This is a genomic window from Paracoccus sp. NFXS7 (assembly GCF_040148865.1).
Taxonomy (GTDB): domain Bacteria; phylum Pseudomonadota; class Alphaproteobacteria; order Rhodobacterales; family Rhodobacteraceae; genus Paracoccus; species Paracoccus marcusii.
The window spans coordinates 120,627-147,128 of the sequence record NZ_JAKEKV010000006.1; the positions used below are offsets into that span (position 1 = coordinate 120,627).

The following is a 26,502-nucleotide window of genomic DNA, read 5'->3' on the forward strand; positions in this document are numbered from 1 at the left end:
TGCATTACAGCCAGCGTCCCTGGATGGTCTGGCGATAGACGTTGGTCAGCCAGCTGTCACCGCGCACCTCGGCCGACAGGCCGCGGCCGCGCAGCTGCCGGAACGCGTCATCATAGAAGGGCGAGGACTGGAAGTTGTGTCCCAGGATGGCGCCCGCCGTCTGCGCTTCGTCCAGCAGTCCAAGGGCCAGATAGGCCTCGACCAGACGCAGCAGCGCCTCGGGGGTCTGGCTGGTCGTCTGGAACTCCTCGACCACCACACGGAACCGGTTCACCGACGCTGCGTAATGCCCCTGCTTCAGGTAATAACGCCCGATCTCCATTTCCTTGGCGGCCAGGTGATCGAACGCCAGGTCGAACTTCAGGATCGAACTGCGGGCATATTCGCTGTCGGGATACTGCTCGATCACCGTCCGCAGCCCCTGCAATGCCTGAAAGGTCAGGCCCTGATCACGCCCGACGTCGTCGATCTGATCGTAATAGGACAGCGCCAGCAGATACTGCGCATAGGCCGCATCCTCATCGGTCGGATAGGTGTCCAGGAACCGCTGCGCCGCGCCACGGGCCTCTTCGTAATTGCCCGCTTTGTGGTTGCCATAGGCCTGCATGATCAGCGCGCGCTTGGCCCATTCGGAATACGGATACAGCCGCTCGATCTCGCTGAAATAGACGACGGCATCCTCGGGATCGCCGCTGTTCTCCAGCTCGAACTCGCCCCGCTTGTAGATTTCCTCGGCCGTAAAGCGGTCCAGATTCTGCTTTTGCGCCGCGTCCCGGTTGCCGCCGCAGCCAGTCAGGACAACGCCCGCCAGCACCGCAGCCACCACCGAAGCCGAGATTTTCGAGCCCGCCATCTTTATCCTGCCCTACGATTTGCCGATGCGCTGCCCGCGTGCGGGCGGCGCTGCCGGGATCCTCTAGCACAGAACATCAGGGGGCGCAAAATGGCAATCCGTTGAATTCGGCCAAGGTCCCGGCGCCCCGCACCGTCATTCGGCCGCAAAGGCCGCGGCAAGTTCGGGGCGTGCATAGTCGGCGACACCCGCGCCCGGCAGGCGACCTTCCAGCTCAGGCGTGCACCGCTCCCAGGTCCATGCAGTGGGGTCGGCGAACAGCGCCCGCAGCAGGCGGTTGGTCATCGCGTGGCCCGCACGGTGGCCGGTATAGCGCGCCAGCAGCGGCGCACCGGCCAGCGCCAGATCGCCGGTGGCGTCCAGCATCTTGTGGCGCACGGCCTCGTCCGCGTGACGCAGACCGCCCGGCGACAGGACTCGCCCGCCATCGACCACGACCGCGTTCAGATAGGTCCCGCCCAGGGCCAGACCGTTGCGGCGCATCGCCTCGACATCCGACGCGCGGCAGAAGGTGCGGCTGTCGGCCAACTCGCGCAGGAACGCGCCATTGGCCATGTCCAGACGCTTTTCCTGATGCCCGATCGCGGCGTCGGTAAAGTTGATCTCGAAATCGATCTCCAGGTGGTCGGCGGGCGACAGGCGGGCAAAGGCTTCGCCCTCGCGGACCTCGACCGTGCGCAGGACGCGGATCGCGCGCAGCGATGCGGCCTGACGCGCGATGCCGGTATCCAGGATCGCGTCCACGAAGGGCGCGGCCGAACCGTCCAGAATCGGAATTTCGGGCCCATCGACGGTGATCAGCGCGTTGTGGATACCCGTGCCGGCCAGCGCAGCCATCACGTGCTCGACCGTCGAGAGGGTCACACCCAAACCGTTGTCCAGCAGCGTGCACAGCTTGGACGGCGTCACATGGTCCCACAATGCCGGAATGTCGACCGCAGGCGACAGGTCGGTGCGGCGAAAGACGATCCCGTGGCCGGGCCGTGCGGGATGCATGACCAGACGCGCGGGCGCACCGGAGTGGAGCCCGACGCCCTGCAATGTCACTGTGTCTTTCAGCGTCGCCTGCATGATCTGCCTGCCTTCGGATTCGTCGTGGGGCGCACTTGGCCCCTTCTGTCACTCCAGCTAGGTCCGGCAGTGAACGCATTCAATTAACGTTTTGTAACGGGGTGAAACATTCCCCTGCCCTGCCCTGCAACCCGATGGCCGTTTTCGCCCAAGAGGTTGACTGGCAAAGGGAAAGGGCCGCTTTGCAGCGGCCCTTGCAACCAGTGGATGTGCCGGTTTCGTGATACGTCAGTTGGCCTGACGGCGCAGGAAAGCCGGGATCTCGACATTGTCCTTGCCGTTCGAGTCGGGGCTGGCCAGATCGTCGAAGTCGGTGTCGTGCTGACGGGCGCGGACGGCGACGCGGTCGTTCACACGCTCAGCGATCGAGGATGCGGCCGGCTTGGCGCCGCCCGGCTGGTCGTTGCCATGGCCTGCCATGCGCTCCAGCATGCGGCCCAGACCGCTCATCCGGCTGGTGGCGGGCTGTGCAGGCTGCTGCTGCGGCTGTGCGGGGACGCGACCGTGGTTGTCCACGGCGCGGCGCAGGCGGTCCATCACCTCGGGTGCGGGCTGGCCGGCACGCGGGGACTGCGGCGCACGGGGCGCGACAAAGGCCGACGCGTCGTCGTCGATGCGCACGGCGTTCTGGCGGGCGCTGTCCTTCGGCTGATAGGCCGGCTGCGGCATGTCGTCCTCGGCGCGCGGGTCGTTGCGCGGGGCCTCGACGCGGGCCGTCTCGGCCGAGGATGCGATCGGGGGCGCCACGCGGCGCGCCGGGATCGCCGGCTGCTCCTCGGCGGCGGCACCGACCTGCGGGTTCTGGGTCAGCGGCGCAGCCATGCCGCGGCGGGGCGAGGGAACCTCGGCCACCGCGACGGCGGCGTCGATGCCGGTCGCCACGACCGAAACGCGGATCGTGCCGTCCATGTCGGGGTCCAGGGTCGAACCGACGATGATGTTGGCATCGGCGTCCACCTTGTCGCGGATGACGTTGGCCGCCTCGTCCAGTTCGAACAGGGTCATGTCATAGCCGCCGGTGATGTTGATCAGCACGCCACGCGCGCCGTTCAGGCTGATCTCGTCCAGCAGCGGGTTTGCGATGGCACGCTCGGCGGCTTCCTGGGCGCGGTTCTCGCCCGAGGCCTCGCCGGTGCCCATCATGGCCTTGCCCATCTCGTCCATCACCGACCGCACGTCGGCAAAGTCCAGGTTGATCAGGCCCGGCTTGACCATCAGGTCCGTCACGCCCTTGACGCCTTGGTACAGCACGTCGTCGGCCAGCGCGAAGGCGTCGGTGAAGGTGGTCTTTTCGTTGGCCAGCCGGAACAGGTTCTGGTTCGGAATGATGATCAGCGTGTCCACGACCTTCTGCAGGGCCTCGACGCCCTCCTCGGCCTGGCGCATCCGCTTGGTGCCCTCGAACTGGAAGGGCTTGGTCACCACGCCGACGGTCAGGATGCCCATCTCGCGCGCGGCCTGCGCGATGATCGGCGCTGCACCGGTGCCGGTGCCGCCGCCCATGCCCGCGGTGATGAAGCACATATGCGCGCCCATCAGGTGATCGACGATATCCTCGATCGTCTCCTCGGCGGCCTTGGCGCCGATCGTGGGCTTGGCGCCCGCGCCCAGACCCTCGGTGACCTTGGGCCCGATCTGAATGCGCGAGGTCGCACGCGACTGCTGCAGCGCCTGCGCGTCGGTGTTGGCGACCACGAACTCGACCCCGTCGAGCTGCTTCTGAATCATGTTGTTGACGGCGTTGCCACCTGCGCCACCGACACCGAAGACGGTGATGCGCGGCTTCAGCTCTTCTTCGTCATTCATCATCAGATTGAGGTTCATGGTGTCCGCCTGTTACCGCTGCTGCATTGGGGAGGCGGGTGTACCGCTCGAATCCCGTTTCTTAATGGTTACCGTAACAATTGGCACCAGTTCCGTCACCCGAAAAAGCCGGGCGTTTCGCAAAATCTGGAGGGGCTACCCTTGAAATAGGCGGCATCTTGCCATGTCTTCCGAATGTGGTGGGAAAACCCTTGCCACCCCCCAGAACCAAGGCGGTGCAATCACCAGTTGTTCTTGAACCAGCGATAGGCGCGACGCAGGCTGCGCGCGGGATAACGGTCGGCCGGCATCTCGAAATCCCACCATTCATCCTGCGGATGTGCGGCGAACAGCGCCAGGCCGACGGCGCTGGAAAAGCTGGGATCGGTCAGCTGATGGGCCAGACCGTCGATGCGCAGCGGCCGTCCGCAGCGCACGTTCGGACCCAGGATGCGGGTCGCCAGCCCGTCCAGGCCGGGGATCTGGCTGCCGCCCCCGGTCAGCACGATCTGCTGGCTGGGCATCCAGTCGAACCCGGCCGCGTCCAGCACCTCGCGGACATGCTCCAGCATCTCCTCGACGCGGGGGCGCATCACGCCGATCACGTCGGCGCGGCTGACCTGGCGGCGGTCCGCCTCCCAGTCCCCGGTCTCTCCGCCGACCTCGATCATGTCGCGGTCGTCGCGGCCCGTCGCCTCGACGCCCCCGTTCAGCGTCTTCAGGCGCTCTGCCACGGGCAGGCTGACACGCAGACCCTGGGCGATGTCCTGGGTGATCAGGTTGCCCCCGATGGGCACGTGATCGGAAAAGATCATGTGCTTCTTGACGAAGATCGACACGCCGGTGCCGCCACCGCCGAAATCAACACAGGCCGCACCCAGCTCCTGCTCATCCTCGACCAGCGACGCGCGGGCCGAGGCATAGGGCGCCGAGGCGATCCCCGCCAGTTCAAGATCACAGCGGCGGATGCACTGGACCAGGTTGCCGATGGAATCGCCGTCCACGGTCAGCACATGCATGTCGCAGAACAGCTTGTTGCCCAGATGGTCGCGCGGGTCGGCCAGGTTGCTGCGGTTGTCGACCGCGAAATTCACCGGCTGCGCGTGCAGCACCTCGCGGCCGCGGCCGAAATCGGGCGCGTCGCAGGCGGCCAGCACGGATGCCACGTCATGTTCGCCGACCTTGCCGGATTCCAGCACGATCTCTCCGGCCAGGCCATACGAGGCCGGCCGGCCGCCCGACAGGCAGGCGATGACATGATCGACGCGCACGCCCGCGACCTTCTGCGCGGCGGCGACGACCGTGCGGATCGCACGCTCGGTCTCGGCCATGGTTTCGATCTCGCCGCGGCGCATCCCGCGCGACCGGGTCGATGCCGCGCCGATCACGCGGAAATTGACCTGCCCCGCCATCGGGCCCACGCCGTCGGTTTCCCGGAAGGTGCCGTTGCCGTCGATGCGCAGGACAAGGCAGGCGATCTTGGACGTGCCGATGTCCAGGATGCCGATCACGCCCCGCTGCAGGGCCGCCCGGCGGATGTTACGCATCGCGCGTTGCGTCTGATACAGGTCCACCATTCCTCAGCCCTCCGTCTTCTTGTCATCGGGCAGCACGCTGCCATCGGGTCCCAGCAGCGGCAGGCCGCGTGCGGTGCGTATCGTGTTGCGCGCGTCGATCCCCAACCGCAGGACGGGCCGCGTCGGGTCGCGCAGATCGACGATGGTGATGTCGCGGCCCAGCATGTCCTCGGACCGGTCCATCGCGATCGCGGCCTCCAGCGCGATCACCGCGCCGGTCTCGGGCAGCAGGATGCGCTGGCCGTGATCCAGCACCAGGTCCCACCGCCGTTCGCCGCGCCGCACAAGGCCACGCACGCGGGGCAGGATCGGACCCGCGGCGTCGAACAGGGCCAGCGCCTCGGTCGTGGCCAGGTCCGCCCCCTCTCCGGTGATCAGCGGCAGGTCGGCGCGCACCTCGCGCGAGGTCAGGCTGGCCACGCGATGACCGCCGGCGTCCAGCATGTCGATGCCGCGCGCGTGGCGCCACAGGATCGCGGGCTCGCGTTCCTTGACCACCGCCGACAGGATGCCGCCCGGCTTGATGCGCAGGTCGATGGATTCGACCGCGTCCAGCTGCAGCACCTGCAGGCGCAGCGCCGCCAGATCGATGTCGAAGCTGGAGGCCGGCAGATCCACCGGCAGCATCGCGCGCAGGGCGCGGTCCACCACCGGGGTCGCCCCCTCGATCGTCATGATGCGGACCTGGAATTCGTCGCGGCTCTGGACCTTGGTCACCACGCTGGCGACGGTGTCGTTCAGCGCGGCGCGACGGTCCTCGTCGGCCAGCCACAGCCCCCCGACCATCGCGATGGCAAAGGCCGGAAGGCCCACGCGCAGCACCCGGCGGTACAGCGGCGTCAGCCACATCCGCTCCAGGCGGTACTTCAGGCGCGACGGCGCGGGGTCGCGGCGCTGCCGCGCGGCGGGCGGGGTGATCTGCTTTCCGGGACGGTGATCGATCACGACCGGCACAGCGCGTCCTCCACCATCCAGCGCATCAGCGCGGGAAAGTCGATGCCGGCATGGGCCGCCTGTTCGGGGGCAAGGCTGGTCGGCGTCATGCCGGGCTGGGTGTTCAGCTCCAGGATGATCAGCCCGTCCACGCCGCGCGTCTCGTCCCACCGGAAATCGGTGCGCGTCAGGCCGGTGCAGCCAAGCGCCTTGTGCGCGCGCACGGCCATCTCCAGGCAGGCGGCGCGGATGTCGTCGGGAATGTCCGCGGGGATCACGTGGCGCGACCCGCCGACGGTGTATTTCGCGGCGTAATCGTACCAGCCGCTGGTCAGGATCTCGGTCACGTCCAGCGCTCGGTCGCCCATGACCGTGGTCGTCAGCTCTCGCCCGGGGGCATAGGTCTCGACCATCAAGCGCTCGGGCATGTCGGCGGACAGCGCGGGCGGCTGGTTGGCGCCGTCATGGACGATATAGACGCCGACGGACGATCCCTCGTCATTGGGCTTGACCACATAGGGGGGCGGAATGACATGGCGCAGGCGCACCTCGGCGGCATCGGCGATGACGCTCTCGACCACGGGCAGGCCGGCGGCGCGGAACGCCTGCTTGGCGCGCGTCTTGTCCATCGCCAGCGCCGAGGCCAGCACGCCCGAATGGGTATAAGGCAGGTCCAGCCAGTCCAGCAGGCCCTGGACGCAGCCATCCTCTCCCCACCGGCCATGCAGGGCGTTGAAGACGACGTCGGGTGCGGCATCGGCCAGACGCCGGACGATCTCGTCCCCGCGCGCGGTGCCAAGATCGATCTCGGTTACCTGATATCCCGCCACCCGCAGCGCATCTGCGCATTCGCGCCCCGACGACAACGACACCTGGCGTTCAGCCGAGGGTCCGCCCATCAGAACAGCGACCGAGTGGGCTGTCCTGCTCGACCTGCCCGCCACTTTTCGCCTTTCGTGCCCGGTTGATCCGGGCTTGATCTGGTCCGCGCCCCCTTGAACGGAGGCGTCATGTCGCATCAGGTTACAAGCAAAGCGCGAACCGCAAAAGCTCAATTTCGGCTGTCTGCGCAGAATGTTGCGCAGCGGGCGTCAGTCCGTGTCGGGACCGGGGTCGCCGATGCGGATGACCTCCCATTGCAGGTCGTGGCCGCTCTCCTCCAGCACACGCCGTCGGACCAGTTCGCCCAGGGCCTCCAGCTCGGCTGCGGTGGCGCCGCCGGTGTTCAGCAGGAAATTCGGGTGCTTTTCCGACATCTGTGCCCCGCCCCAGCTGTGCCCGCGAAGGCCCGCCCGGTCGATCAGCGACCATGCCTTCAGATCGTGCACATCATCCGCTTGGCCCGTCGAACTGAACCCCGCGGGGTTGCGGAAGGTCGATCCTGCGCTGCGTTCGCGGGTGGGCTGGCTTTCGTCGCGGCGCGCCAGCTGATCGGCCATCTTGGCGTGCAGGCGGTCCGGATCGCCCGGCGCCGCGCGCAGCCGCGCGCTGGTGATCACCCAATCGGCAGGCAGATGCGTCTCGCGATAGCCGAAGCGCAGATCGGCAGGCGTCAGCGTGACGCGCACGCCCTGGCGCGTGACGGCCTGCGCGTCGATCAGGTGGTCGGCCAGATAGCTGCCATAGCAGCCTGCGTTCATGCGGACGGCCCCGCCGATGCTGCCCGGAATGGTGCGCAGAAAGGTCAGGTCCAGCCCCGCCTCCGCCGCCCGCCGCGCGACCTGTGCGTCCAGCGCTGCGGCGCCCGCAGTGACGGTGTCGCCGTCGATCTCGACGCTGTTGAAGGCACGGCCAAGGCGGATGACCACGCCGCGGATGCCGCCGTCGCGCACGATCAGATTGCTGCCCACGCCCATCGGAAAGACCGGGACACCGGGGTCCAGCGCGGCCATGAAATCGGCCAGGTCATCCTCGTCCGCGGGCTGGAACAGCCAGTCGGCGGGGCCGCCGACGCGCAGCCAGGTCAGGCCGTCAAGGGCTCTGTCAGGGATCAGGCTGCCGCGGGGGGTGGGAAGGTCGATGCTCATGGCCTTGGGTGGTAGCCAGCGGCGCCCCGCCCGTCAACCGCGGGACTAGAGAACCAGCGTCGCCGCGGCGGCCAGACCCGCGACCAGCATCGACGCCAGCGCCAGGACGATCTGGGGGCTGCGCCATGCCAGGCGGTGGCCGCGGATCCGCGCCAGTGCCAGCCCGGTCACCATGCCCAGCAGTGCGGGCAGGACGGTAAAGCTTTGCGCGACGACGGCCGCCAGGTCGTGAAAGCCCCCCTGCCCCTGCGCTGCCCGAAACAGCTGCAGCGCGATGGCCGCCAGCAGTGCCGCCAGGACCAGAAGCGGCCAGCGCAGCTGCAGCCGCGCGCTGCCCCAGGCGATGACGCCCGCGCCCGACAGGCACAGGCCCGCGATGATCCAGGGATTCATCGCTGTCCTTCGGCGGTGTTCATCGGGGCGGGCGTGGGCAGCCGCGCCGCGCGGCGCCGCGCTGTCGGACGGCCCAGCAGCATCAGCAGACCCAGTCCAAAGCCCAGAACGCCCAGGCCCGGTCCCCATTCCAGCGTCAGCCAGCCCAGAACCGGGACGCCTGCCAGTACCAGGACCCAACTGGCGCGTCGCTGCCAGCGGCGGTTCAGGCGCGGGGTCAGGCAGGCCAGCGCCAGCCAGACCGCCGCCCCCACCAGCGCCAGCAGCGGCAGGATCGCAAGATCGGGCGTGGCCGTCACGCGGCTTGGCCCTGCAACCGCGCGGGCAGCCCGTTGGCCCAGGTCGAGATCGTGCCAGCCCCCAGGCAGACCACCATGTCACCGGGCCGCGCCTGTTCGCGGACCAGTCGCTCCAGGTCGTCCTCGGACAGGATGGCGCGGGCGTGGCGGTGGCCGTGGGCGATCAGCCCCGCCACCAGGTCGTCGCGCGAAGCGCCGGGAATGGGCTCCTCTCCGGCGGAGTAGACGTCGGCGATGGCGACCACGTCGGCCTCGTTGAAGCAGGTGCAGAAATCCTCGAACAGGTTCGACAGGCGCGAATAGCGGTGCGGCTGGTGGACCGCGATCACGCGGCCGGTGCTGGCCTGGCGCGCGGCCTTGAGGACGGCGGCGATCTCCACCGGGTGGTGGCCGTAATCGTCGATGATGGTCACGCCATTGATCTCTCCGACGCGGGTAAAGCGGCGGCCGACCCCGCCGAATTTCGCCAGCGCGGTGCGGATCTCGGATTTCTTGATGCCCAGGTGGCGTGCGACGGCCACGGCCGCCAGGCAGTTCGAGACGTTGTGGTCGCCCGGCATGGGCAGGGTGCAGCCCTCGATCATCGGGATCGGACCGTCGGTCGCCTCGCCCTGCAGCGCGATGTCGAAATGCGCGATGCCCTTGTCATAGGTCAGGTTCATCGCCCGCACGTCGGCCTGCGCGTTGAAGCCGAAGGTCACCACGCGGCGATCGGTCAACCGACCCACCAGCGCCTGCACCTCGGGATGGTCGGTGCAGCAGACGGCCAGGCCGTAGAACGGCACCGACGACGCGAAGTTGGTGAAGGCCTGGCGCAGCGCATCGAAGCTGCCCCAATGCTCCATGTGCTCGGGGTCGATATTGGTTACGATCGCGATGTCGGCGGGAAGGCGGTTGAAGCTGCCGTCGGATTCGTCGGCCTCGACCACCATCCACTCGCCCGCACCGGCCCGCGCGTTCGAGCCATAGGCGTGGATCACGCCGCCGTTGATGACCGTGGGGTCCAGCCCGCCCGCATCCAGCAGGGTCGCGACCATCGTGGTGGTCGTCGTCTTGCCATGCGTGCCGGCGATGGCGATGTTCGATTTCAGCCGCATCAGTTCGGCCAGCATCTCGGCCCGGCGCACGATTGGCAGGCCGCGCAGGCGCGCCTCCTCCAGCTCGGGGTTGCCCTTCTTGATCGCGGTCGAGATGACGATGACGCCTGCGCCCGCGACGTTCTCGGCGCGCTGGCCCTCGAAGACGGTGGCGCCCAGGGTCTCCAGCCGGTCGGTGATCTTGGATTTCTTGGAATCGCTGCCCTGGACGCGATAGCCCAGGGTCAGCAGCACCTCGGCGATGCCCGACATGCCGATGCCGCCGATGCCCACGAAATGGATGGGGCCCAGCTCTCCGGGCAGTTTTGTCGCTGCGTTCATCGCGTGATCTCCTCGACGAGGTCGTACAGGCGGCGCGCCGCGTCGGGGCGCGCCAGGGTCAGGGCCGCCTGCGCCATGGCCGTGGCCTGGGCGGGGTCCGTCAGGATCGCGCGGATGTCGCGCGTGAGGCTGTCCGCGTCAAGCACGGATTCGGGATGGACATGCGCCGCGCCCGCATCGGCCAGCGCCTGCGCATTCGCGGTCTGGTGATCGCCGGTGGCGGCGGCAAAGGGGATCAGGATCGCCGGGCGGCCGATCACGGTGATGTCGGCCAGCGACGATGCGCCCGACCGGCTGATCACCAGATGCGCGGCCGCGATGCGGTCCGGCACGTCGGTGAAGAAGGGCTGAACCTCGGCCGCGATGCCGGCTGCGGCATAGGCAGCCGTGACCTGATCGGCATCCTCGGGGCGGGCCTGGTGGCTGACCTGCAGACGGGCGCGCAGGTCCGCAGGCAGGGCGGCGATGGCCGCTGGCACGACCTGCGACAGGACGCGCGCCCCCTGGCTGCCGCCGATGACGAGCAGGTTCAGCGTCCCCTCGCCCGGCGCGACATAGGGGCTGGCGGCCCGGTCCAGGACCGCGCCGCGGACCGGGTTGCCGACGTGCTGACCCGAAATGCCCTGCGGCAGGATCGTGGGCCAGGTGCCGCAGGCCACGCGGTGCACGCGCGCCGCGAACATCCGGTTCACCCGACCCATGACGCCGTTCTGTTCGTGGATCATCCGCGGCAGGCCCATCAGATGCGCCGCCGACAGCGCCGGAATGGTCGGATAGCCGCCGAACCCGATCACGACCGACGGGCGGTCGCGCCGGAAGGCCCGGCGGGCGGCCAGCACCCCGGCGGCGATCTTGAACGGTGCCGCCAGCTTGCCCGACAGCCCGCCGCGCGCGGTGGTCGCGGATTTCACCACCTGGCGCTCGACCGCCTCGGGGAAGCCGCCGGCATAGCGCGCACCGCGGTCATCGGTGGACAGCTTGACGCGCCAGCCCTGCGCCAGCAGCAGCTCGGCCAGGGCCTGGGCCGGAAACATGTGGCCGCCGGTGCCTCCGGCGGCGATCAGGGCAAGGGGGGCGGCCATCAGCGGGACCGGCGCAGGATTTCGGCGAACTCGCCCTGCGGACGGGTGCGGGTCAGCGCCAGCAGCATGCCAAGCGCGATGCCGGACGCGATCATGGACGAGCCGCCATAGCTGACGAAGGGCAGCGTCATGCCCTTGGCGGGCAGCAGGCGCACCGCGACGCCCATGTTGATCAGCGCCTGCACGCCGAAGGCGCAGGCCAGGCCCGTGCCGGCGATGCGGGCGAACGGATCGCGTTCCCGCACCAGCCGCAGCAGCGAGCGCATGACGATGGTCATGTAGAGGAGGATGATCGCCAGGACCATGATGAAGCCGTATTCCTCGGCCGCGACGGCGATGATGAAGTCGGTATGCGCATCGGGGAGCGACCATTTCACCGTCCCCTCGCCCACGCCGACGCCGAAGAAGCGGCCTTCCTGGATGGCATTCGTGGCAAAGTAGATCTGGGTGTTCGCATCGATTTCCGATGACAGGAAGCTGTTGATCCGGCGGGCAAAGTGTTCGGACGCGTTATAGGCGAACAGACCGCCCATCCCGGCCAGTCCCGCGACGCAGACGATCAGGATGACCGGCGACCCGGCGACGAAATACATCACCAGCCACGAGAACAGCACCAGCGAGGCCTGGCCGAAGTCGGGCTGCAGGGCCAGCAGGATGACGATCGTCAGCGCGGCGCCAAAGGAATAGATCCGCCCCGGAGGGCCGCCCGGTTCCTGCGCCGAGGCCATGAACCAAGCGCAAAGCGCCACGAAGCCCGGCTTGAGGAATTCCGACGGCTGCACCGACACGAAGCCGAGCGACAGCCACCGCGTCGCGCCCTTTCCGAAGTCGGTGCCGATGATCGGCAGGGCCAGGATCAGCAGGAAGGACACGGCAAAGCCCAGAACGCCGATGCGGCGGATCTGGCGGGGGGTCAGCATCGAGATGACCAGCATCACGAACAGGCCCATTCCCCCGAACACCATCTGCCGCTGGACATAGTAGAACCGCGGCAGGTTGTTCTTTTCTGCCAGGGGCACCGATGCGGCCAGCCCCAGCAGAAGACCGATGGCGAACAGGCCAAGGACGCAGGTCAACGACCATTTGTCCAGGGTTCGCCACCAGCGTGGAAGAATCGGGTCGCCCGCCCGAACGGGCGTCGTGCCGAAGACCATCTCGGTCATGGGAATACCGCCGTCACTGCCTCTGTCCTGTCCGGTTTGCCCGGATCTGGGCACAAGGATAGCGCGATTGTCGCAGGCGCGCTACCAGAGATTGTCCGCGGGGCGGGGCTCGCGCCGCAACGTGATCGCGCGACGGGGCCGGAGCCCGCAAGCGGCCTCCGGCGCGCTGCCGCCCGGCCCCGTGCCGGCTGCGCCGGCCGTGCGGTTCAGCCCAGGGTGGCCAGGGCGGGGAACGTCTCCAGCAGCCAGAAGCTGAAGGCAGAAAAGGCACCGGTCAGCAGCATGACACCCACGACGACCAGAAGCGCGCCCATGACGCGTTCGATGGTCTTGAGGTACGGCTTGACGCGGTTCATCAGGCCGATGGCCCGGTTGATGAAGATTGCGGCCAGCAGGAACGGGATCCCCAGCCCAAGGGCATAGACCGCCAGGAGTGCGGTTCCGCGGGACAGTTCGCCCCCGGTGGCCGCCAGCGACAGGATCATGCCCAGTTGCGGGCCGATGCAGGGCGTCCAGCCAAAGGCGAAGGCCAGCCCCAGCACATAGGCGCCCAACGCGCCGCCGCCTTGCTGGCCCGATTGCAGCCGGGCCTCGTGGTCCAGAAGGGGGATGCGGATGACGTGCAGGAAATGCAGGCCCATCACCACCACCATGACACCGGCGACGCGGGCCAGGATGTCCTGATACTGCAGGAAGGCGCGCCCGAAGGCCGACGCGGCAAAGCCCATCACCAGAAAGACCGTCGACAGGCCCAGCACGAAGAACAGCGCGGGCACGACGGCGCTGCGTTCGCGCGTCTTCAGCCCGTTCACCCCCACCCCGGTCATGTAGGCTAGATAGGGCGGCACGATCGGCAGCACGCAGGGCGACAGGAAGGACAGGACACCCGCCAGCAACGCCACGAAGGCGGCAGGCAGGAAGGCGGCGGTGGCGAGTTCGATTCCCAACATCGCGACACCTTAGCGGGTGGGGATGCAAAGGACAGGGGCCATGGCGTCACGGATGCGTGGGCCGGATGGCAAAAGGGGCGCGGTGTTGCCACCGCGCCCCTGGTTCAGCGAACCTTACCGGCCCGACCACCATCCGCGCCGCTTGGAGGGCGCGGCCTCGGCGACGGGTTCGGGCTGGGCCTCGACCTGCGGTTCGGGCTCCGTGGGTGCCGCATCGACCGGGGCCGCGGCAGTCTCGACCAGCGCCTCGGCTACCGCTTCGGCGGCGACGGGGGCGGCGTTCATGCCGGGCAGCGCATCGGCGCGGGCATCCTGGCTGTCCTGCAGATCAACGACCTCGGCCAGGGGCTGCGCATCGACCGGCTTTCTGGACCGCGACCGGCCGCGCGAACGCGTCCGGGTGCGACCGGCAGGAGCCTCCTCCTCGGCCTGGGGCGTATCGGCCTCGGGCTGATCATCGGCAGCAGCGGCAACCGGTTCGGCGGCGGCGGGGGCTGCCACGTCCTCGTCGGACTGGTCCTCGCCATCGTCGTCCTGATCATCATCGGCGCGCAGATCCTCGCCCTCGGGACGCTCGCCGGATTTCCGGCGACGACGACGACGGCGGCGACGCGACCGACCCTCGCCATCGGCATCCGCATCGGCGGGACGCTCGGCGCGCGGCTCGGCGGCGGGTTCGGACGCCTCGACGACCTCGGCCACCGGCTCCTCCTGCGGCTCGGCGACGTCCAGGTCCTCCTCCTCGTCGATGCTGGCCATCAGGTCGGCATTGACGCCCAGGGGAACGTGGCTGGGCTCGGGCAGCACGCGGGTCGCGGTCTTGAACTTCTCGATCGCGAAGTCCGGGGACACCAGTGCCGGGTCCGCCTCGACGCGCACGGACAGGCCGTAACGCGCCTCGATGCCCGCGACATGCTCGCGCTTGGCGTTCATCAGGAAGTTGGCGACGGCGACGGGCGCCTTGACCAGAACCTCGCGAGAACGCTTGCGGGTGCCCTCGTCCTCGATCGCGCGCAGGATGGTCAGCGCCAGGCTGTCATCGCTGCGGATCAGGCCGGTGCCGTGGCAATGGGCACAAGGCTGCGTGGTCGATTCCAGCATGCCGGGGCGCAGGCGCTGGCGCGACATCTCCATCAGGCCGAACCCCGAGATGCGGCCGATCTGGATGCGGGCGCGGTCGGACTTCAGCTTGTCCTTGATGCGCTTCTCCACGGCGGCGTTGTTGCGACGCTCGTCCATGTCGATGAAGTCGATGACGATCAGCCCGGCCAGGTCGCGCAGGCGCAGCTGGCGGGCGACCTCGTCGGCGGCCTCAAGGTTGGTCTTGAGCGCGGTCTCCTCGATCGAGCCCTCCTTGGTGGCCCGGCCCGAGTTCACGTCGATCGCGACCAGCGCCTCGGTGATGCCGATGACGATGTAGCCGCCCGATTTCAGCTGCACGACCGGGTTGAACATGCCCGCCAGATAGCTTTCGACCTGGAAGCGCGCGAACAGCGGCATCTGGTCCTGGTAGTGCTTCACGCTGTCGGCATGCGTCGGCATGATCATCTGCATGAAGTCGCGCGCCTGCTGATAGCCGCGCTCACCCTCGACCAGCACCTCGTCGATGTCCTTGGAGTACAGGTCGCGGATGTTGCGCTTGATCAGGTCGCCTTCCTCATAGATGGCGGCCGGTGCGATCGACTTGAAGGTCAGGTCGCGGATCTGCTCCCACAGGCGCAGCAGGTACTCGTAATCGCGGCGGATCTCCATCCGGGTGCGCTCGCTGCCCGCGGTGCGGATGATCAGACCGGCGCCCTTGGGCACATCAAGTTCGCCCGCGATGTCCTTAAGTTTCTTGCGATCCGCGGCATTGGTGATCTTGCGGCTGATGCCACCGCCGCGCGCGGTGTTGGGCATCAGGACGCAGTAGCGGCCGGGCAGCGACAGATAGGTGGTCAGCGCGGCACCCTTGTTGCCACGCTCCTCCTTGACGACCTGCACCAGCATGATCTGGCGGACCTTGACGACCTCTTGGATCTTGTAGCGGCGCGCACGCGGCTTTCGGGGTGCGCGGACCTCCTCGGTCACGTCCTCGTCGGCGACCGATTCGATCTCGTCGTCCTTGTCGGTCGCGTCTTGGCCCGCGTCGTCGGTCGTCGTTTCGTCCGAGGCATCGACCGCCTCGGCGCGGGGCTTGCGGCGCGAACGGCCACGCTCCTCCTCGGCCTCCTGGGCCTCGGCATCGGCGCGTTCCTCGGCCTTCAGCGCCTCGCGGTCGGCCGCGGGGATCTGGTAATAGTCCGGATGGATTTCCGCGAAGGCCAGGAAGCCGTGGCGGTTCCCGCCGTAATCCACGAAGGCCGCCTGCAGCGAGGGCTCGACCCGCGTGATCTTGGCCAGGTAGATGTTCCCGGCGATCTGGCGCCGGTTGGCCGTCTCGAAATCAAATTCCTCGACTTTGGTTCCATCGACCACGACCACCCGAGTTTCCTCGGCATGGGTGGCGTCGATCAGCATTTTCATTGCCATTGTTATGTCTTTCGCGCAGCCGAAGACCGGGTGGCGCCATCGGCATCCCCCGGTTCGGTCTGCGGTGTGATGAGGACACGGGCGCGTCACCGTCGAAGACGTCCGGTCGGACGGGGCATCCTGCCCGCCCGTCCCGAAGTCTGCCGTCCAAAGCGCGCGTCATCGCGTCTGTTCCCTAGGATGGCCCGATGCCGCAAGGCGGGGCCGCTGTTCATCTGACCTCCTGCGCCGCCCCGCAATGCGGTGGCGCGACGGAGGCTTGGTTTTCCGCGGGACACATGGCTGCCCGGTATCGGGATCAGAGGTGCCGCGCTGCGAAACTTTCGGCGCGTGGCAACCCCCGGTTGCGGGCAGCCCTGCGCATGGGGCCAACATAGCGGTGGAACCCATCAAAATTCAATGCCGAAAACGATCCGGGCCCGGCATGGGCGAATTTGCGGCAGCCGCGCAACGTCACGCAGCATTAACAGATTTTTCACGCGCCCGTCGCAGCCTGTCCCTAGTCCGGGATCGACCGGGAACGGAGGCCGCGATGCCCGTGATGCGGATGGATGCCGACCAGCCTGTGCCCCCTGCCCTGCGGGACGCCGCGCGCCGCCTGCCCGCGGGGGCGCCGGTCCTGGTGATGCTGCACGGCTATCGCTATTCCCCGGCCCATCCGGCGCATGACCCGCATCGCCACATCCTGTCGCCCCAGGCCGGTCCCGGCGGCATCTCGTGGCCGCAGCAGCTGGGCTTTCAGGGCGATCCGTCCGAAGGCCTGGCCCTGGCTTGCGGATGGGAGGCGCGGGGCAGACTGCGCCACGCCTATGACCGCGCCGCCGGGGCCGGGGCGGGCCTGGGCGCAATGATCAACGATCTGGCGACGCTTGCGGGGCGGCCCGTCGGGCTGATCGGGCATTCGCTTGGCGGCCGCGTGGCGCTGCAGGCGCTGGCCCATGCCGCGCCCGGCAGCATCGGCCGGATCGTCCTGCTGAACGCCGCCGAATTCCAGGAGGCCGCCCAATCGGCGCTGGACAGTCCGGCGGGCCGCATGGCCGAGGTGCTGAACGTCACCGCCCGCGAAAACGACCTGTTCGATTTCGCGCTGGAACAACTGCTGTCACGCGGGCGCAGGCGGGCGCTTGGCGCAGGACTGGCGCAGGCCCGCGCCAACTGGGTCGACCTGCAGATCGACGATGCCGCCACCCTCGAGGCGCTGGAGACCTTGGGCTTTCCCACCGCCCGCGGAGCCCGGCTGATGTCGCATTGGACGCCCTATCGGCGCCAGGGACTGTTCGCCTTCTACCGTGCGGCGCTGTGCCACCCCTGGGCCCTGCCCTTGGGCCTGCTGCGCCATCACCTGCCGCTGCGGCCACAGCCGCGCTGGTCGCGGCTGCGGGCGGGGCCGGTGTCCCTGGGCGGAATGCGGGCCTAGGGCTGGGCGTCGTCCTTGGCGGGCAAGGCGTGATCGCGATACAGTTTCGCATTGCCCAGCAGGAACGCGAACAGCAGAACCGGCAGGCCGAAGGTCTTGAACCAGACCCAGGTGCTGTCCGACAGGTTGCGCCAGACCAGTTCGTTCGCGATGGCCAGCGCCACGAAGAACAGCGCCATGCGCAGCGTCAGCTTGCGCCAGCCTTCCGCGTCCATCGGCAGCGCCTCGGACAGGACGGCGCCCAGCCAGTTGCGGCGCAGCATCAGCCCGACGCCCAGGATGGCCGCGAACAGCAGATAGATGATCGTGGGCTTCAGCTTGAAGAAGCGCGGATCGTTCAGCCAGACCGACAGCCCGCCAAAGACGATGACCAGCACCAGCGTGGCTACCTGCATCGGCGCCAGCTTGCCGGTGATGCGCCACTGGACCGCGGTCGTCAGCATCAGCGCGGGAATGAAGGCCAGCGTGGCCAGGATGAACCCGCCATAGCTTTCCCCCGCGATGGTCACGGTGTCGTTGCGATACAGCATGAACACCGCAAAGAACAGGATCAGGGGGCCGAACTCCAGCGCCGGCTTGACCCAGGGTTTCGTGTTTTCCATCCCGACTGCCTTCCTGTGGCCGCCCGTCAGGCGGCGAATTCCACGATGACCGCGCCAAGCGCGATCAGCGCCATCAGCGCGACGCGCCGCGGCCCCACCTTTTCGCCCAGGATGACCCAGCCCACAAGGGCGGCGAACACGGTCGAGGTCTCTCTCAGCACGGCGGCGCGACCCACGTCGTCGATGCGCGTGGCCAGCATCACCGACCCGAAGCTGGCGAATGCCACCACGGCGCCGATCATGCCGCGCGCAGCCAGGGGCGCGACCTCGGCGCGCGGCAGGGCGGCCAGCCGGCGCCAGCTCAGCAGCGGCATGAACAGGCCGTCCAGCACGAAGAACCATGCCAGAAACGTGAACGGGTTCGCCGCCAGCCGGATGCCCCAGGCGTCATAGGTCGTATAGGCCGCGACCGTCACGCCGGTGATCAGCGCCCAGGCCAGCGCCGGGACCAGCGTGTCGCGACCGACCTTCAGCTTGCGCAGGCTGTTCAGCGCCAGCCCGAAGATGCCGCCGACCAGCAGGCCCAGCCCCACCCACTGCACCGCGTTGAAGCGTTCGTCAAAGACGATCATCGCGACCAGCACCACGACCAGCGGCGCGGACCCGCGCACCACGGGATAGACGACCGTGAAGGCCCCCCGCTGATAGGTCTTGGCCTGCGCGATCTTGTAGGCAATGTGTATGCCCATCGCGCCCGCCAGCACCGGCCACAGATGCGGATCGGGCCACGGCACCAGGAACAGCGCGACCGGCAAGGCCAGCACCAGATAGGACAGGTCGATCGCGGCGCGGCTGATCCAGGGATCGTGCCGCCCCTTCTGCAGCGCGCCGAAGACCGCGTGCAGGAAGGCTGCCGTGATCGCCAGGATCGACGCAAGCCGCGCACCCTGTTCGGTCCCGGCGATCTGGATGATGAAATCGCCCATCCCGCCTGATGGCCCCGATTTGCAGGATGTGCAAGACGCGACGGGTCAGTCCAGCCGGATGGCCGCCACGATCGGTCCCGGCAGGGCACGCTTGCCCATCATCTGCTGGACGAGCAGGGCGTAGCGCGTGTCGTCGGGAAAGGACGCATCGCCGACCAGGTCCGCGCGCACCGTCAGGCGCAATGGCTGCAGCCCGTTCCACCGGGTCAGATGCTGCATCCCCAGGACGACATTGGTATAGATGACGGTCTTGCCGCGGTTCTCTCCGGCGGTCATGTCGACGGGGCGTTCGGGGGCATAGCGAACCAGCAGCACGTCGACCTTGCCGCCCAGATCGGACAGGGGCTGCAGCTCGATCGTCTCTCCGGCATCGGTGCGCTCTCGCTGGATGGTGACCTCGGCGGGGGCAAAGCGGTGGGCGTCGATCAGGCCCATCAGCTGCGCGGGCCCCGGCGCGACCGCGGTGTCCTGTCCGTCCACGATCATCTGCGGCGTATAGACGGACCGTTCGCCCACCGCATGGGCATAGGCGCTTTGGCGTTCGGTGAATTCGGGCCGGGCAAAGCTGTCGGCCCAGCCCAGATAGTCCCAGTAGTCGACATGGAAGGACAGTGGCAGCACGTCGTGCTGTCCCGCCAGCATGGTCAGCATCGCATCGGCCGGGGGACAGGACGAACAGCCCTGAGAGGTGAACAGCTCGACCACGACCGGCAGGTTGGCCGAGGGCAGGTCCGCCGTCACCGGCGGCGCGGCCTCGGCAGGGACGAAACCGTTCACGCCGCCCGATTCCGTCAGCGACATCGTCGAGGGGCTCTGCCGGCCCGGATCGTCGGGCGCCAGGATCAGCGGCGCCTCCGGGCGGTTCATCTGGCTGGGCGCGGGGCTTGGCGCGCTGCGCTGCGTGATGTCGGCATGGCCGCCATCCTGCGCCAGCACCGGCGCCGCGGCCAGCATCGCCACCAGCATCATGGTCCCGCCCATCCCGCGGCAGGGCCGCAACGCAGATCGGGGCCACAGGGCCATAAGATGTTTCCCGTCATGTTTCACATCCAGCGTGTTAACGGGTGGCGCGGTGAAACACCAAATCAAGGCTTCGTCAGCGCGTGCGACGGACCGATGCGTGCCTCTTGAGCAACAGCGCGAAAGATGGTATGCAATCGCATACAATTCACGACGCAACCCTTGCGCGATGCCCCCCGATGGGGCAAAGCAAGGCACACGCCGGACCCATCCATTCTTGCAGACAGGGAGGCCTTGATGCCCATCCAGACCGGAACCGACACCGCCAAGACGCGCCGCACGCTGAGCGCGGGCGCGCAGAGCGTCGACTATTACTCGATCGCCGCCGCCACCGAGGCGGGGCTTGGCGACTTTTCGAAACTGCCGGCCGCGCTGAAGGTCGTGCTGGAGAACATGCTGCGCTTCGAGGATGACGGCCGCACCGTGTCCGTCGACGACGTCAAGGCATTCGCGCAATGGGCCACCGACGGCGGCAAGTCCAGCCGCGAGATCGCCTATCGCCCGGCCCGCGTGCTGATGCAGGACTTCACCGGCGTTCCGGCGGTGGTCGACCTGGCCGCGATGCGCGACGGCATCAAGGCGCTTGGCGGCGACCCGCAACAGATCAACCCGCTGAACCCGGTCGACCTGGTCATCGACCACTCGGTCATGATCGACGAATTCGGCACCCCCCGCGCCTTCCAGCGCAACGTCGAACTGGAATACGAGCGCAACATGGAGCGTTACACGTTCCTGAAATGGGGCCAGAAGGCGTTCAACAACTTCCGCGTGGTCCCGCCCGGCACCGGCATCTGCCACCAGGTGAACCTGGAATACCTGGCCCAGACCGTCTGGACCGACACGGACCAGAACGGCAAGACCGTCGCCTATCCCGACACGCTGGTCGGCACCGACAGCCACACCACCATGGTCAACGGCCTGGCCGTCCTGGGCTGGGGCGTGGGCGGGATCGAGGCCGAGGCCGCGATGCTGGGCCAGCCGATCTCGATGCTGATCCCCGAGGTCGTGGGCTTCAAGGTCACCGGCGCGCTGCGCGAGGGCGTCACCGCCACCGATCTGGTGCTGAAGGTCACCCAGATGCTGCGCGCCCACGGCGTCGTCGGCAAGTTCGTCGAGTTCTACGGCGAGGGGCTGGACCACATGCCGCTGGCCGACCGTGCGACCATCGCCAACATGGCCCCCGAATACGGCGCCACCTGCGGCTTCTTCCCGATCGACGACGAGACGCTGCGCTATCTGCGCCAGACCGGTCGCGAGGAGGACCGCATTGCCCTGGTCGAGGCCTATGCCAAGGAGAACGGATTCTGGCGCACGGCGGATTATGCGCCCGTCTACTCCTCGACGCTGGAGCTGGACCAGAGCACGGTCGTCCCGGCGATTTCGGGGCCCAAGCGCCCGCAGGACCACGTTCCCCTGACCGAGGCCGCGACCGCCTTCGGCGAATACATCCGCGGCATCCGCCCGGCACTGTCCGTCCCGGCCGAGGAGAAGGCCGAGATGACCGAGGAAGCCGGATCCCCCGATCCCGCACCCGAGGAAATCCCCGGCGGCAGCCACGGCCACCTGAACAGCGGTGCCGTCGAGGGCGAGGACTATACCCTGCGTGACGGTTCGGTCGTGATCGCCTCGATCACCTCCTGCACCAACACCTCGAACCCCTATGTGCTGATGGCCGCGGGCCTGGTCGCCCGCAAGGCGCGCGCCCTGGGCCTGACCCGCAAGCCCTGGGTCAAGACCTCGCTGGCACCCGGCTCGCAGGTGGTCGAGGAGTACCTCAAGGCTGCGAACCTGCAGGAAGACCTGGACGCCCTGGGCTTCAACCTGGTGGGCTTCGGCTGCACCACCTGCATCGGCAACTCGGGCCCGCTGCAGCCCGAGATCTCGAAGGCCGTGAACGACAACGACCTGGTCGCCGTGTCGGTCCTGTCGGGCAACCGCAACTTCGAAGGGCGCATCAGCCCGGACGTCCGTGCGAACTATCTGGCCAGCCCCCCGCTGGTCGTGGCCTATGCCATCGCGGGCGACATGAACATCGACGTGACCAAGGACCCGCTGGCGCACACGCCCGACGGCAAGCCGGTCTACCTGAAGGACATCTGGCCCACCTCCAAGGAGGTCGCGGACCTGGTCGACACCATCGTCACCCGCGAGATGTTCCAGGCGAAATACGCCGACGTCTTCAAGGGCGACGAGCGCTGGCAGGGCGTGGAGATCACCGACAGCGAGACCTATGACTGGCCGGCCTCGTCGACCTACATCCAGAACCCGCCCTATTTCCAGGGCATGTCCAAGGATGCGGGCACGATCAGCGACGTGAAGGGCGCCCGCGTCCTGGCGCTGCTGGGCGACATGATCACGACCGACCACATCAGCCCCGCAGGTTCGTTCAAGCCTACCACTCCGGCAGGCAAGTACCTGACGGAGCGCCAGGTCTCGCCGCGCGATTTCAACAGCTACGGCTCGCGTCGCGGCAACCACGAGATCATGATGCGCGGCACCTTCGCCAACATCCGCATCCGCAACGAGATGCTGGACGGGGTCGAGGGCGGCTACTCCAAGGACGCGTCGGGCAACCAGGCTGCAATCTATGACGCCGCGATGTCCTATGTCGAACAGGACACCCCGTTGGTGATCTTCGGCGGCAAGGAATACGGCGCAGGTTCGTCGCGTGACTGGGCGGCCAAGGGCACCAACCTGCTGGGCGTCAAGGCCGTGGTCGCGGAATCCTTCGAGCGGATCCACCGGTCGAACCTGGTCGGCATGGGCGTCATCCCGTTCGAGTTCACCAATGGCGACACCCGCCATTCGCTGAACCTGACCGGCGACGAGGTCGTGACGATCGAGGGGCTGGCCGGCGACTTCAAGCCGCTGTCGATGGTGCCTTGCACGATCAAGTACGCCCACGGCACCGAGAAGACGATCCAGTTGAAGGCCCGCGTCGATACCGAGGTCGAGATCGACTATCTGAAGAACGGTGGTGTGCTGCACTATGTGCTGCGCAACCTCGCCGCCGCCTGATCGGCCCGCGCTGCGAAAAGGAAACCCCCGGCACCGCGCCGGGGGTTTTTTCATGACCAAGGCCAGGATGGGCGCCGACCACGGCGGGGCGGGCATCTTTGTTGCCGAAAACCCCGCGAGGACCGACGCGGGGACAGACCCCGCCCGGCGCTGATCAGCCGCCGATGGCGACACCCTCGCGGCGCGGGTCGGCGCCGCCCTGCAACCCGTCGGGGGTGACCACGATCCCCTGCAGGCCCGACGTCAGCTCGGTCTCGTTCAGCTCGAACCCCATCGCGGTCAGCCCGTCGGTCAGGGCCACGGGCAGCCCCGCCTCGACGTCCATCGGGCCGAAACGGTTCACCAGGTTCGGCCCGGCCACGGCGGCCTGGATGTCCAGGCCCCAGTCCAGATGCGCCACGATGGCCCGCGCGACATAGCCGATGATCCGGCTGCCGCCCGGCGATCCGATCACCATCACCGGGGCGTCGTCCTTCAGCACGATGGTCGGCGCCATCGACGACCGCGGCCGCTTGCCCGGCGCGATGGCATTGGCGATGGGCCAGCCGTCCGCGTCATGCGTCTCGAAGCTGAAATCGGTCAGCTCGTTGTTCAGCAGGAACCCCGCCGCCATCATCCGCGACCCGAAACCGTTTTCGATGGTGGTGGTCATCGACAGCGCATTCCCGTCGCCATCCACGATCGAGATATGGGTGGTCGAGGGCAGTTCCAGCGCGCTGTCCTGGCCCCACAGAGCGGCGTGGCTCCACCCCGGCTGGCCGGCGGTGACCTCTGGCAGGCTGTCGTCCCCCTGCAGCAGGGCTGCGCGTTCGTCCAGATAGGCCGGGTCGATCAACCCTTGGGTCGGCATCGCCACATGATCGGCATCCGCCATGAAGCGGCCCCGATCCGCGAAGGCCAGGCGCGAGGCGTCGCCGATCAGGCGCCACGCCTCGGGACTTTCGGCGCCAAGCGAAGCCAGGTCATAGCCGCCCAGCATCCCCAGGATCTGCCCCACCGTCAGACCCCCGGAGGATGGCGGCCCCATGCCGCAGACGTCGTGATCGCGATACTCGACACAGACCGCCGGACGCTCCACGACGCGATAGGCCGACAGGTCGGACCGGGTCAGCAGGCCGGGATTGTCCTCGGCCCCGCGGACCGCCGCGACGATCTGGTCCGCGATGGGACCGTCATAGAAGGCATCCGCACCGTCGCGGGCCAGCGCCCGCAGCGTGTCGGCATAGGCGGGGTTGGTCAGGGTTGCCCCCTGCGCGATGGGTTGACCGCCGGGAAAGAAATAGTCCGTCGTCGCCGGATAGCGGGCCAGGGCATCGCCTTCGGACGCGACCAGCGAGGCCAGCCGCGGCGACACCGTGAACCCGTTCTGGGCCAGATCGATGCCGTCCTGGAACAGCCCGGCCCAGTTGGCGCGACCCCATTTGCGGTGCGCGGTCTCAAGCAGGCGCGGCGTGCCGGGGGTACCGACGGACCGACCGCCCACCACCGCCTCCATGAAGTCCAGCGGCTGACCCTCGTCATCCTGGAACAGCGTGGGGGTCACGGCCATCGGTGCCGTCTCTCGGCCGTCCAGCGTGGTCACCTCGCCCGTGGCGGCATCGTACCAGACAAGGAACGCCCCGCCACCCAAGCCGGAGCTTTGCGGTTCCACCAGGCCAAGCACGACCTGGACCGCGACCATCGCGTCGGCCGCGCTGCCGCCCTGTTCCAACACACGGGCGCCGGCCTGCACGGCCAGCGGGTGGGCGGCGCTGATCATCCAGTCGGGGGCGGTGACCGCACGACCCTCGGCCTTGGCGGCCAGCCCGTCGCGGGCGGCCTGCGTCAGATCACCAAAGCCTTCGGTCGTGATCCGCGTGCCCGACGCGGCCTCGGGCGCGATCGCGTCGGTCGCCTGCTGGGCCATGCCCCAAGTGGTGCTGCCCATCAGCAGCGCCAGTGCCAGACCTGTCCGTGTCATCTGCCGTCTCCCCTATTTGTGCGTGCCTTTGGGTCAGCATGTCGCGCAAGGGGACTGGGTGCAAGCAGCCTAGTCTTGGTCGGCCAGTGCGCGTTCCAGCTCTGGCAGAAATCGCGTCTGGTAATCGGCGTCGACCAGCGGCCCGGCGAACCGGTACAGAACCGTCCCTTCGCCATCGACGATGAAGGTTTCCGGCGGCGCGGTCACGCCCCAGTCGATGGCTGCCCGTCCGCGCGGATCGGTCGCCAGCGCCGCGAAGGGGTCGCCGTCGGCAGACAGGAACTGCAGCGCGTTGGCCTCGACATCGCGCAGATCGACGCCATAGACGGGCAGCTGTTCGGACAGCGCCATCAGGGTCGGATGTTCGATCCGGCAGGGCGGGCACCAGCTTGCCCAGAAGTTCACCAGCTTGACCCCCGGTTCGCGCAGCATCGCGTCGGTCAGCTGGGTCTTGCCGGGCAGGGTCGTGGCGGGCACGGGCGGTGCCTGACGCCCGATCATGGCCGACGGCACGCTGCCCGGATCATCGCGGTTCATGCCCCACAGGAAGGTCGCGGCCAGCGCCGCGAAGGCCAGCGGGGGCAGCAGCATCAGCGGCGCGATCCTAGCCATTGCGCTCGAACTCCTGCAGGGCGCGGCGGGCGCGGGCATTGGCCGCGACGGTGTGCCAGACCAGCCCCGCGATCAGCACGATGCTGACCCCATAGGCTGCCAGCACGGTGCCGGCATACCGTCCAAGATCGATCATGCGCGCATCTCCCTGGCTTGCAGCGCGGCCAGGCGGCGCTTGCGGATTTCGGTTCGGGTGCGGATCAGGATCAGCGCCAGCGTCAGCAGGAAGAACCCCAGCATCGACAGGTACAGCGGATGGCGATAGACCGCGGACATCCGCTCTCCGGGGGCGACGGACAGGCTGGCGCCCTGGTGCAGGCCCTGGTTCCAGAACAGCACCGCATAGCGCGACAGCAGCGCAAAGACCGACCCCACCAGGCACAGCACGCCCGTCAGGTCGGCGGCGCTGTCGGGATCCTCGACCGATGCCCAGAGCGCGATATAGCCGATGTAGAACAGGAACAGGATCAGGAACGAGGTCAGGCGCGGGTCCCATTCCCACCACGTCCCCCACATCGGCTGGCCCCAGATGGCCCCGGTCGCCAGCGCGATCAGCGTCATCACCGCCCCGATGGGGGCCGCGGCCCGGGCGGCCAGCGCGCTGACATGGTGGCGGCGGATGATCCAGATCAGCGACGCGACCAGCATCATCACCCAGATGTTGATGGCCATCATCGCGGCGGGCACGTGCAGGAAGACGATCTTGACCGTCGATCCCTGGCGAAAATCCTCGGGCGTCAGGAAGCCCCAGACCACCCCGCCCACGCAGCAGATTGCGGCGCTGCCGACCAGCCAGGGCAAGGCCCCTTCGGTGGTGCGCATGAACTTGGCGGGGTTTGCGTATTCCCAGATCGACATGTGTCCGTG

23 protein-coding genes are annotated in these 26,502 nt (G+C 68.2%); 2 read left to right on the forward strand and 21 right to left on the reverse strand.

The genetic code is table 11. The features are described from left to right. Window positions 1-4: 4 nt before the first annotated feature. The 14 genes from LZ686_RS11635 to LZ686_RS11700 all read right to left on the reverse strand — a co-directional run bounded on the left by LZ686_RS11635 (window position 5) and on the right by LZ686_RS11700 (window position 16,080). Window positions 5-853, reverse strand: coding sequence for an outer membrane protein assembly factor BamD (locus LZ686_RS11635; RefSeq protein ID WP_349547896.1), 849 nt, complete (start codon window positions 851-853; stop codon window positions 5-7). 135 nt (window positions 854-988) lie between these two features. Continuing rightward, on the reverse strand, window positions 989-1,924 hold the full coding sequence (gene lpxC / locus LZ686_RS11640) for a UDP-3-O-acyl-N-acetylglucosamine deacetylase (RefSeq protein ID WP_349547897.1): 936 nt from the start codon (window positions 1,922-1,924) through the stop codon (window positions 989-991). A 228-nt stretch (window positions 1,925-2,152) separates the two neighbouring features. After that, complete coding sequence (ftsZ, locus tag LZ686_RS11645) at window positions 2,153-3,748, reverse strand: cell division protein FtsZ (protein WP_349547898.1); 1,596 nt, start codon at window positions 3,746-3,748, stop codon at window positions 2,153-2,155. Between the two features lie 221 nt (window positions 3,749-3,969). Beyond that, window positions 3,970-5,304 carry a cell division protein FtsA gene (gene ftsA, locus LZ686_RS11650; RefSeq protein ID WP_045981146.1) on the reverse strand — a complete coding sequence of 445 codons (1,335 nt, stop codon included), beginning with the start codon at window positions 5,302-5,304 and terminating at the stop codon, window positions 3,970-3,972. 3 nt (window positions 5,305-5,307) lie between these two features. After that, window positions 5,308-6,258 (reverse strand): cell division protein FtsQ/DivIB, encoded by a 951-nt coding sequence (locus tag LZ686_RS11655; RefSeq protein ID WP_349547899.1) that lies wholly within the window; start codon window positions 6,256-6,258, stop codon window positions 5,308-5,310. Then, window positions 6,246-7,181: a D-alanine--D-alanine ligase gene (locus LZ686_RS11660; protein WP_187427272.1), complete on the reverse strand. Its 936-nt coding sequence runs from the start codon at window positions 7,179-7,181 to the stop codon at window positions 6,246-6,248. The genes LZ686_RS11655 and LZ686_RS11660 overlap by 13 nt, the downstream gene beginning before the upstream one ends. A gap of 147 nt (window positions 7,182-7,328) precedes the next feature. Beyond that, a complete protein-coding gene (gene murB, locus LZ686_RS11665; RefSeq protein WP_349547900.1) occupies window positions 7,329-8,264 on the reverse strand; it encodes a UDP-N-acetylmuramate dehydrogenase in 936 nt (311 codons plus the stop codon). A gap of 45 nt (window positions 8,265-8,309) precedes the next feature. Continuing rightward, entirely contained in the window at window positions 8,310-8,657 is a 348-nt protein-coding gene (locus LZ686_RS11670; protein WP_194885290.1) for a hypothetical protein, read from the reverse strand. Beyond that, window positions 8,654-8,956: a DUF2484 family protein gene (locus LZ686_RS11675; protein ID WP_349547901.1), complete on the reverse strand. Its 303-nt coding sequence runs from the start codon at window positions 8,954-8,956 to the stop codon at window positions 8,654-8,656. Before LZ686_RS11675 ends, LZ686_RS11670 begins: the two co-directional genes overlap by 4 nt. Continuing rightward, window positions 8,953-10,374: a UDP-N-acetylmuramate--L-alanine ligase gene (gene murC / locus LZ686_RS11680; protein ID WP_045999519.1), complete on the reverse strand. Its 1,422-nt coding sequence runs from the start codon at window positions 10,372-10,374 to the stop codon at window positions 8,953-8,955. Before murC ends, LZ686_RS11675 begins: the two co-directional genes overlap by 4 nt. After that, entirely contained in the window at window positions 10,371-11,456 is a 1,086-nt protein-coding gene (gene murG, locus LZ686_RS11685) for an undecaprenyldiphospho-muramoylpentapeptide beta-N-acetylglucosaminyltransferase (protein ID WP_349547902.1), read from the reverse strand. The genes murC and murG overlap by 4 nt, the downstream gene beginning before the upstream one ends. Continuing rightward, complete coding sequence (gene ftsW, locus LZ686_RS11690) at window positions 11,456-12,619, reverse strand: putative lipid II flippase FtsW (RefSeq protein WP_349547903.1); 1,164 nt, start codon at window positions 12,617-12,619, stop codon at window positions 11,456-11,458. Before ftsW ends, murG begins: the two co-directional genes overlap by 1 nt. Window positions 12,620-12,825: 206 nt before the next feature. Then, window positions 12,826-13,569, reverse strand: coding sequence for a cytochrome c biogenesis CcdA family protein (locus LZ686_RS11695; RefSeq protein ID WP_045981138.1), 744 nt, complete (start codon window positions 13,567-13,569; stop codon window positions 12,826-12,828). Between the two features lie 114 nt (window positions 13,570-13,683). Then, window positions 13,684-16,080, reverse strand: a complete 2,397-nt coding sequence (locus LZ686_RS11700; protein ID WP_349547904.1) for an Rne/Rng family ribonuclease — start codon at window positions 16,078-16,080, stop codon at window positions 13,684-13,686. A 532-nt stretch (window positions 16,081-16,612) separates the two neighbouring features. Between LZ686_RS11700 and LZ686_RS11705 the strand changes: the two genes are divergently transcribed. Then, the gene (locus LZ686_RS11705; RefSeq protein ID WP_349547905.1) at window positions 16,613-17,497 is read left to right on the forward strand and encodes an alpha/beta fold hydrolase; all 885 of its coding nucleotides are present in this window, start codon (window positions 16,613-16,615) and stop codon (window positions 17,495-17,497) included. Here LZ686_RS11705 and LZ686_RS11710 read toward each other — a convergent pair. The 3 genes from LZ686_RS11710 to LZ686_RS11720 are packed head-to-tail and all read right to left on the reverse strand — an operon-like array spanning window position 17,494 to window position 20,048. Beyond that, window positions 17,494-18,099, reverse strand: a complete 606-nt coding sequence (locus tag LZ686_RS11710) for an inner membrane-spanning protein YciB (protein ID WP_349547906.1) — start codon at window positions 18,097-18,099, stop codon at window positions 17,494-17,496. The two genes, LZ686_RS11705 and LZ686_RS11710, sit on opposite strands and share 4 nt — an antisense overlap. Window positions 18,100-18,125: 26 nt before the next feature. Next, on the reverse strand, window positions 18,126-19,025 hold the full coding sequence (locus LZ686_RS11715) for an EamA family transporter (protein ID WP_045981134.1): 900 nt from the start codon (window positions 19,023-19,025) through the stop codon (window positions 18,126-18,128). A 45-nt stretch (window positions 19,026-19,070) separates the two neighbouring features. Further along, a complete protein-coding gene (locus LZ686_RS11720; RefSeq protein ID WP_349547907.1) occupies window positions 19,071-20,048 on the reverse strand; it encodes a DUF1223 domain-containing protein in 978 nt (325 codons plus the stop codon). A 234-nt stretch (window positions 20,049-20,282) separates the two neighbouring features. Between LZ686_RS11720 and acnA the strand changes: the two genes are divergently transcribed. Beyond that, window positions 20,283-23,063 carry an aconitate hydratase AcnA gene (gene acnA / locus LZ686_RS11725; RefSeq protein ID WP_349547908.1) on the forward strand — a complete coding sequence of 927 codons (2,781 nt, stop codon included), beginning with the start codon at window positions 20,283-20,285 and terminating at the stop codon, window positions 23,061-23,063. A gap of 154 nt (window positions 23,064-23,217) precedes the next feature. Here the strand turns inward: acnA and ggt are convergent, their stop codons facing one another. The 4 genes from ggt to LZ686_RS11745 all read right to left on the reverse strand — a co-directional run bounded on the left by ggt (window position 23,218) and on the right by LZ686_RS11745 (window position 26,493). Beyond that, window positions 23,218-25,023 (reverse strand): gamma-glutamyltransferase, encoded by a 1,806-nt coding sequence (gene ggt / locus LZ686_RS11730; protein ID WP_349547909.1) that lies wholly within the window; start codon window positions 25,021-25,023, stop codon window positions 23,218-23,220. A gap of 69 nt (window positions 25,024-25,092) precedes the next feature. Then, window positions 25,093-25,635, reverse strand: coding sequence for a DsbE family thiol:disulfide interchange protein (locus tag LZ686_RS11735; protein ID WP_255522035.1), 543 nt, complete (start codon window positions 25,633-25,635; stop codon window positions 25,093-25,095). Further along, window positions 25,628-25,771, reverse strand: a complete 144-nt coding sequence (ccmD, locus tag LZ686_RS11740) for a heme exporter protein CcmD (protein WP_045981131.1) — start codon at window positions 25,769-25,771, stop codon at window positions 25,628-25,630. Before ccmD ends, LZ686_RS11735 begins: the two co-directional genes overlap by 8 nt. Beyond that, the gene (locus LZ686_RS11745; RefSeq protein WP_045981130.1) at window positions 25,768-26,493 is read right to left on the reverse strand and encodes a heme ABC transporter permease; all 726 of its coding nucleotides are present in this window, start codon (window positions 26,491-26,493) and stop codon (window positions 25,768-25,770) included. The genes ccmD and LZ686_RS11745 overlap by 4 nt, the downstream gene beginning before the upstream one ends. Window positions 26,494-26,502 lie beyond the last annotated feature (9 nt).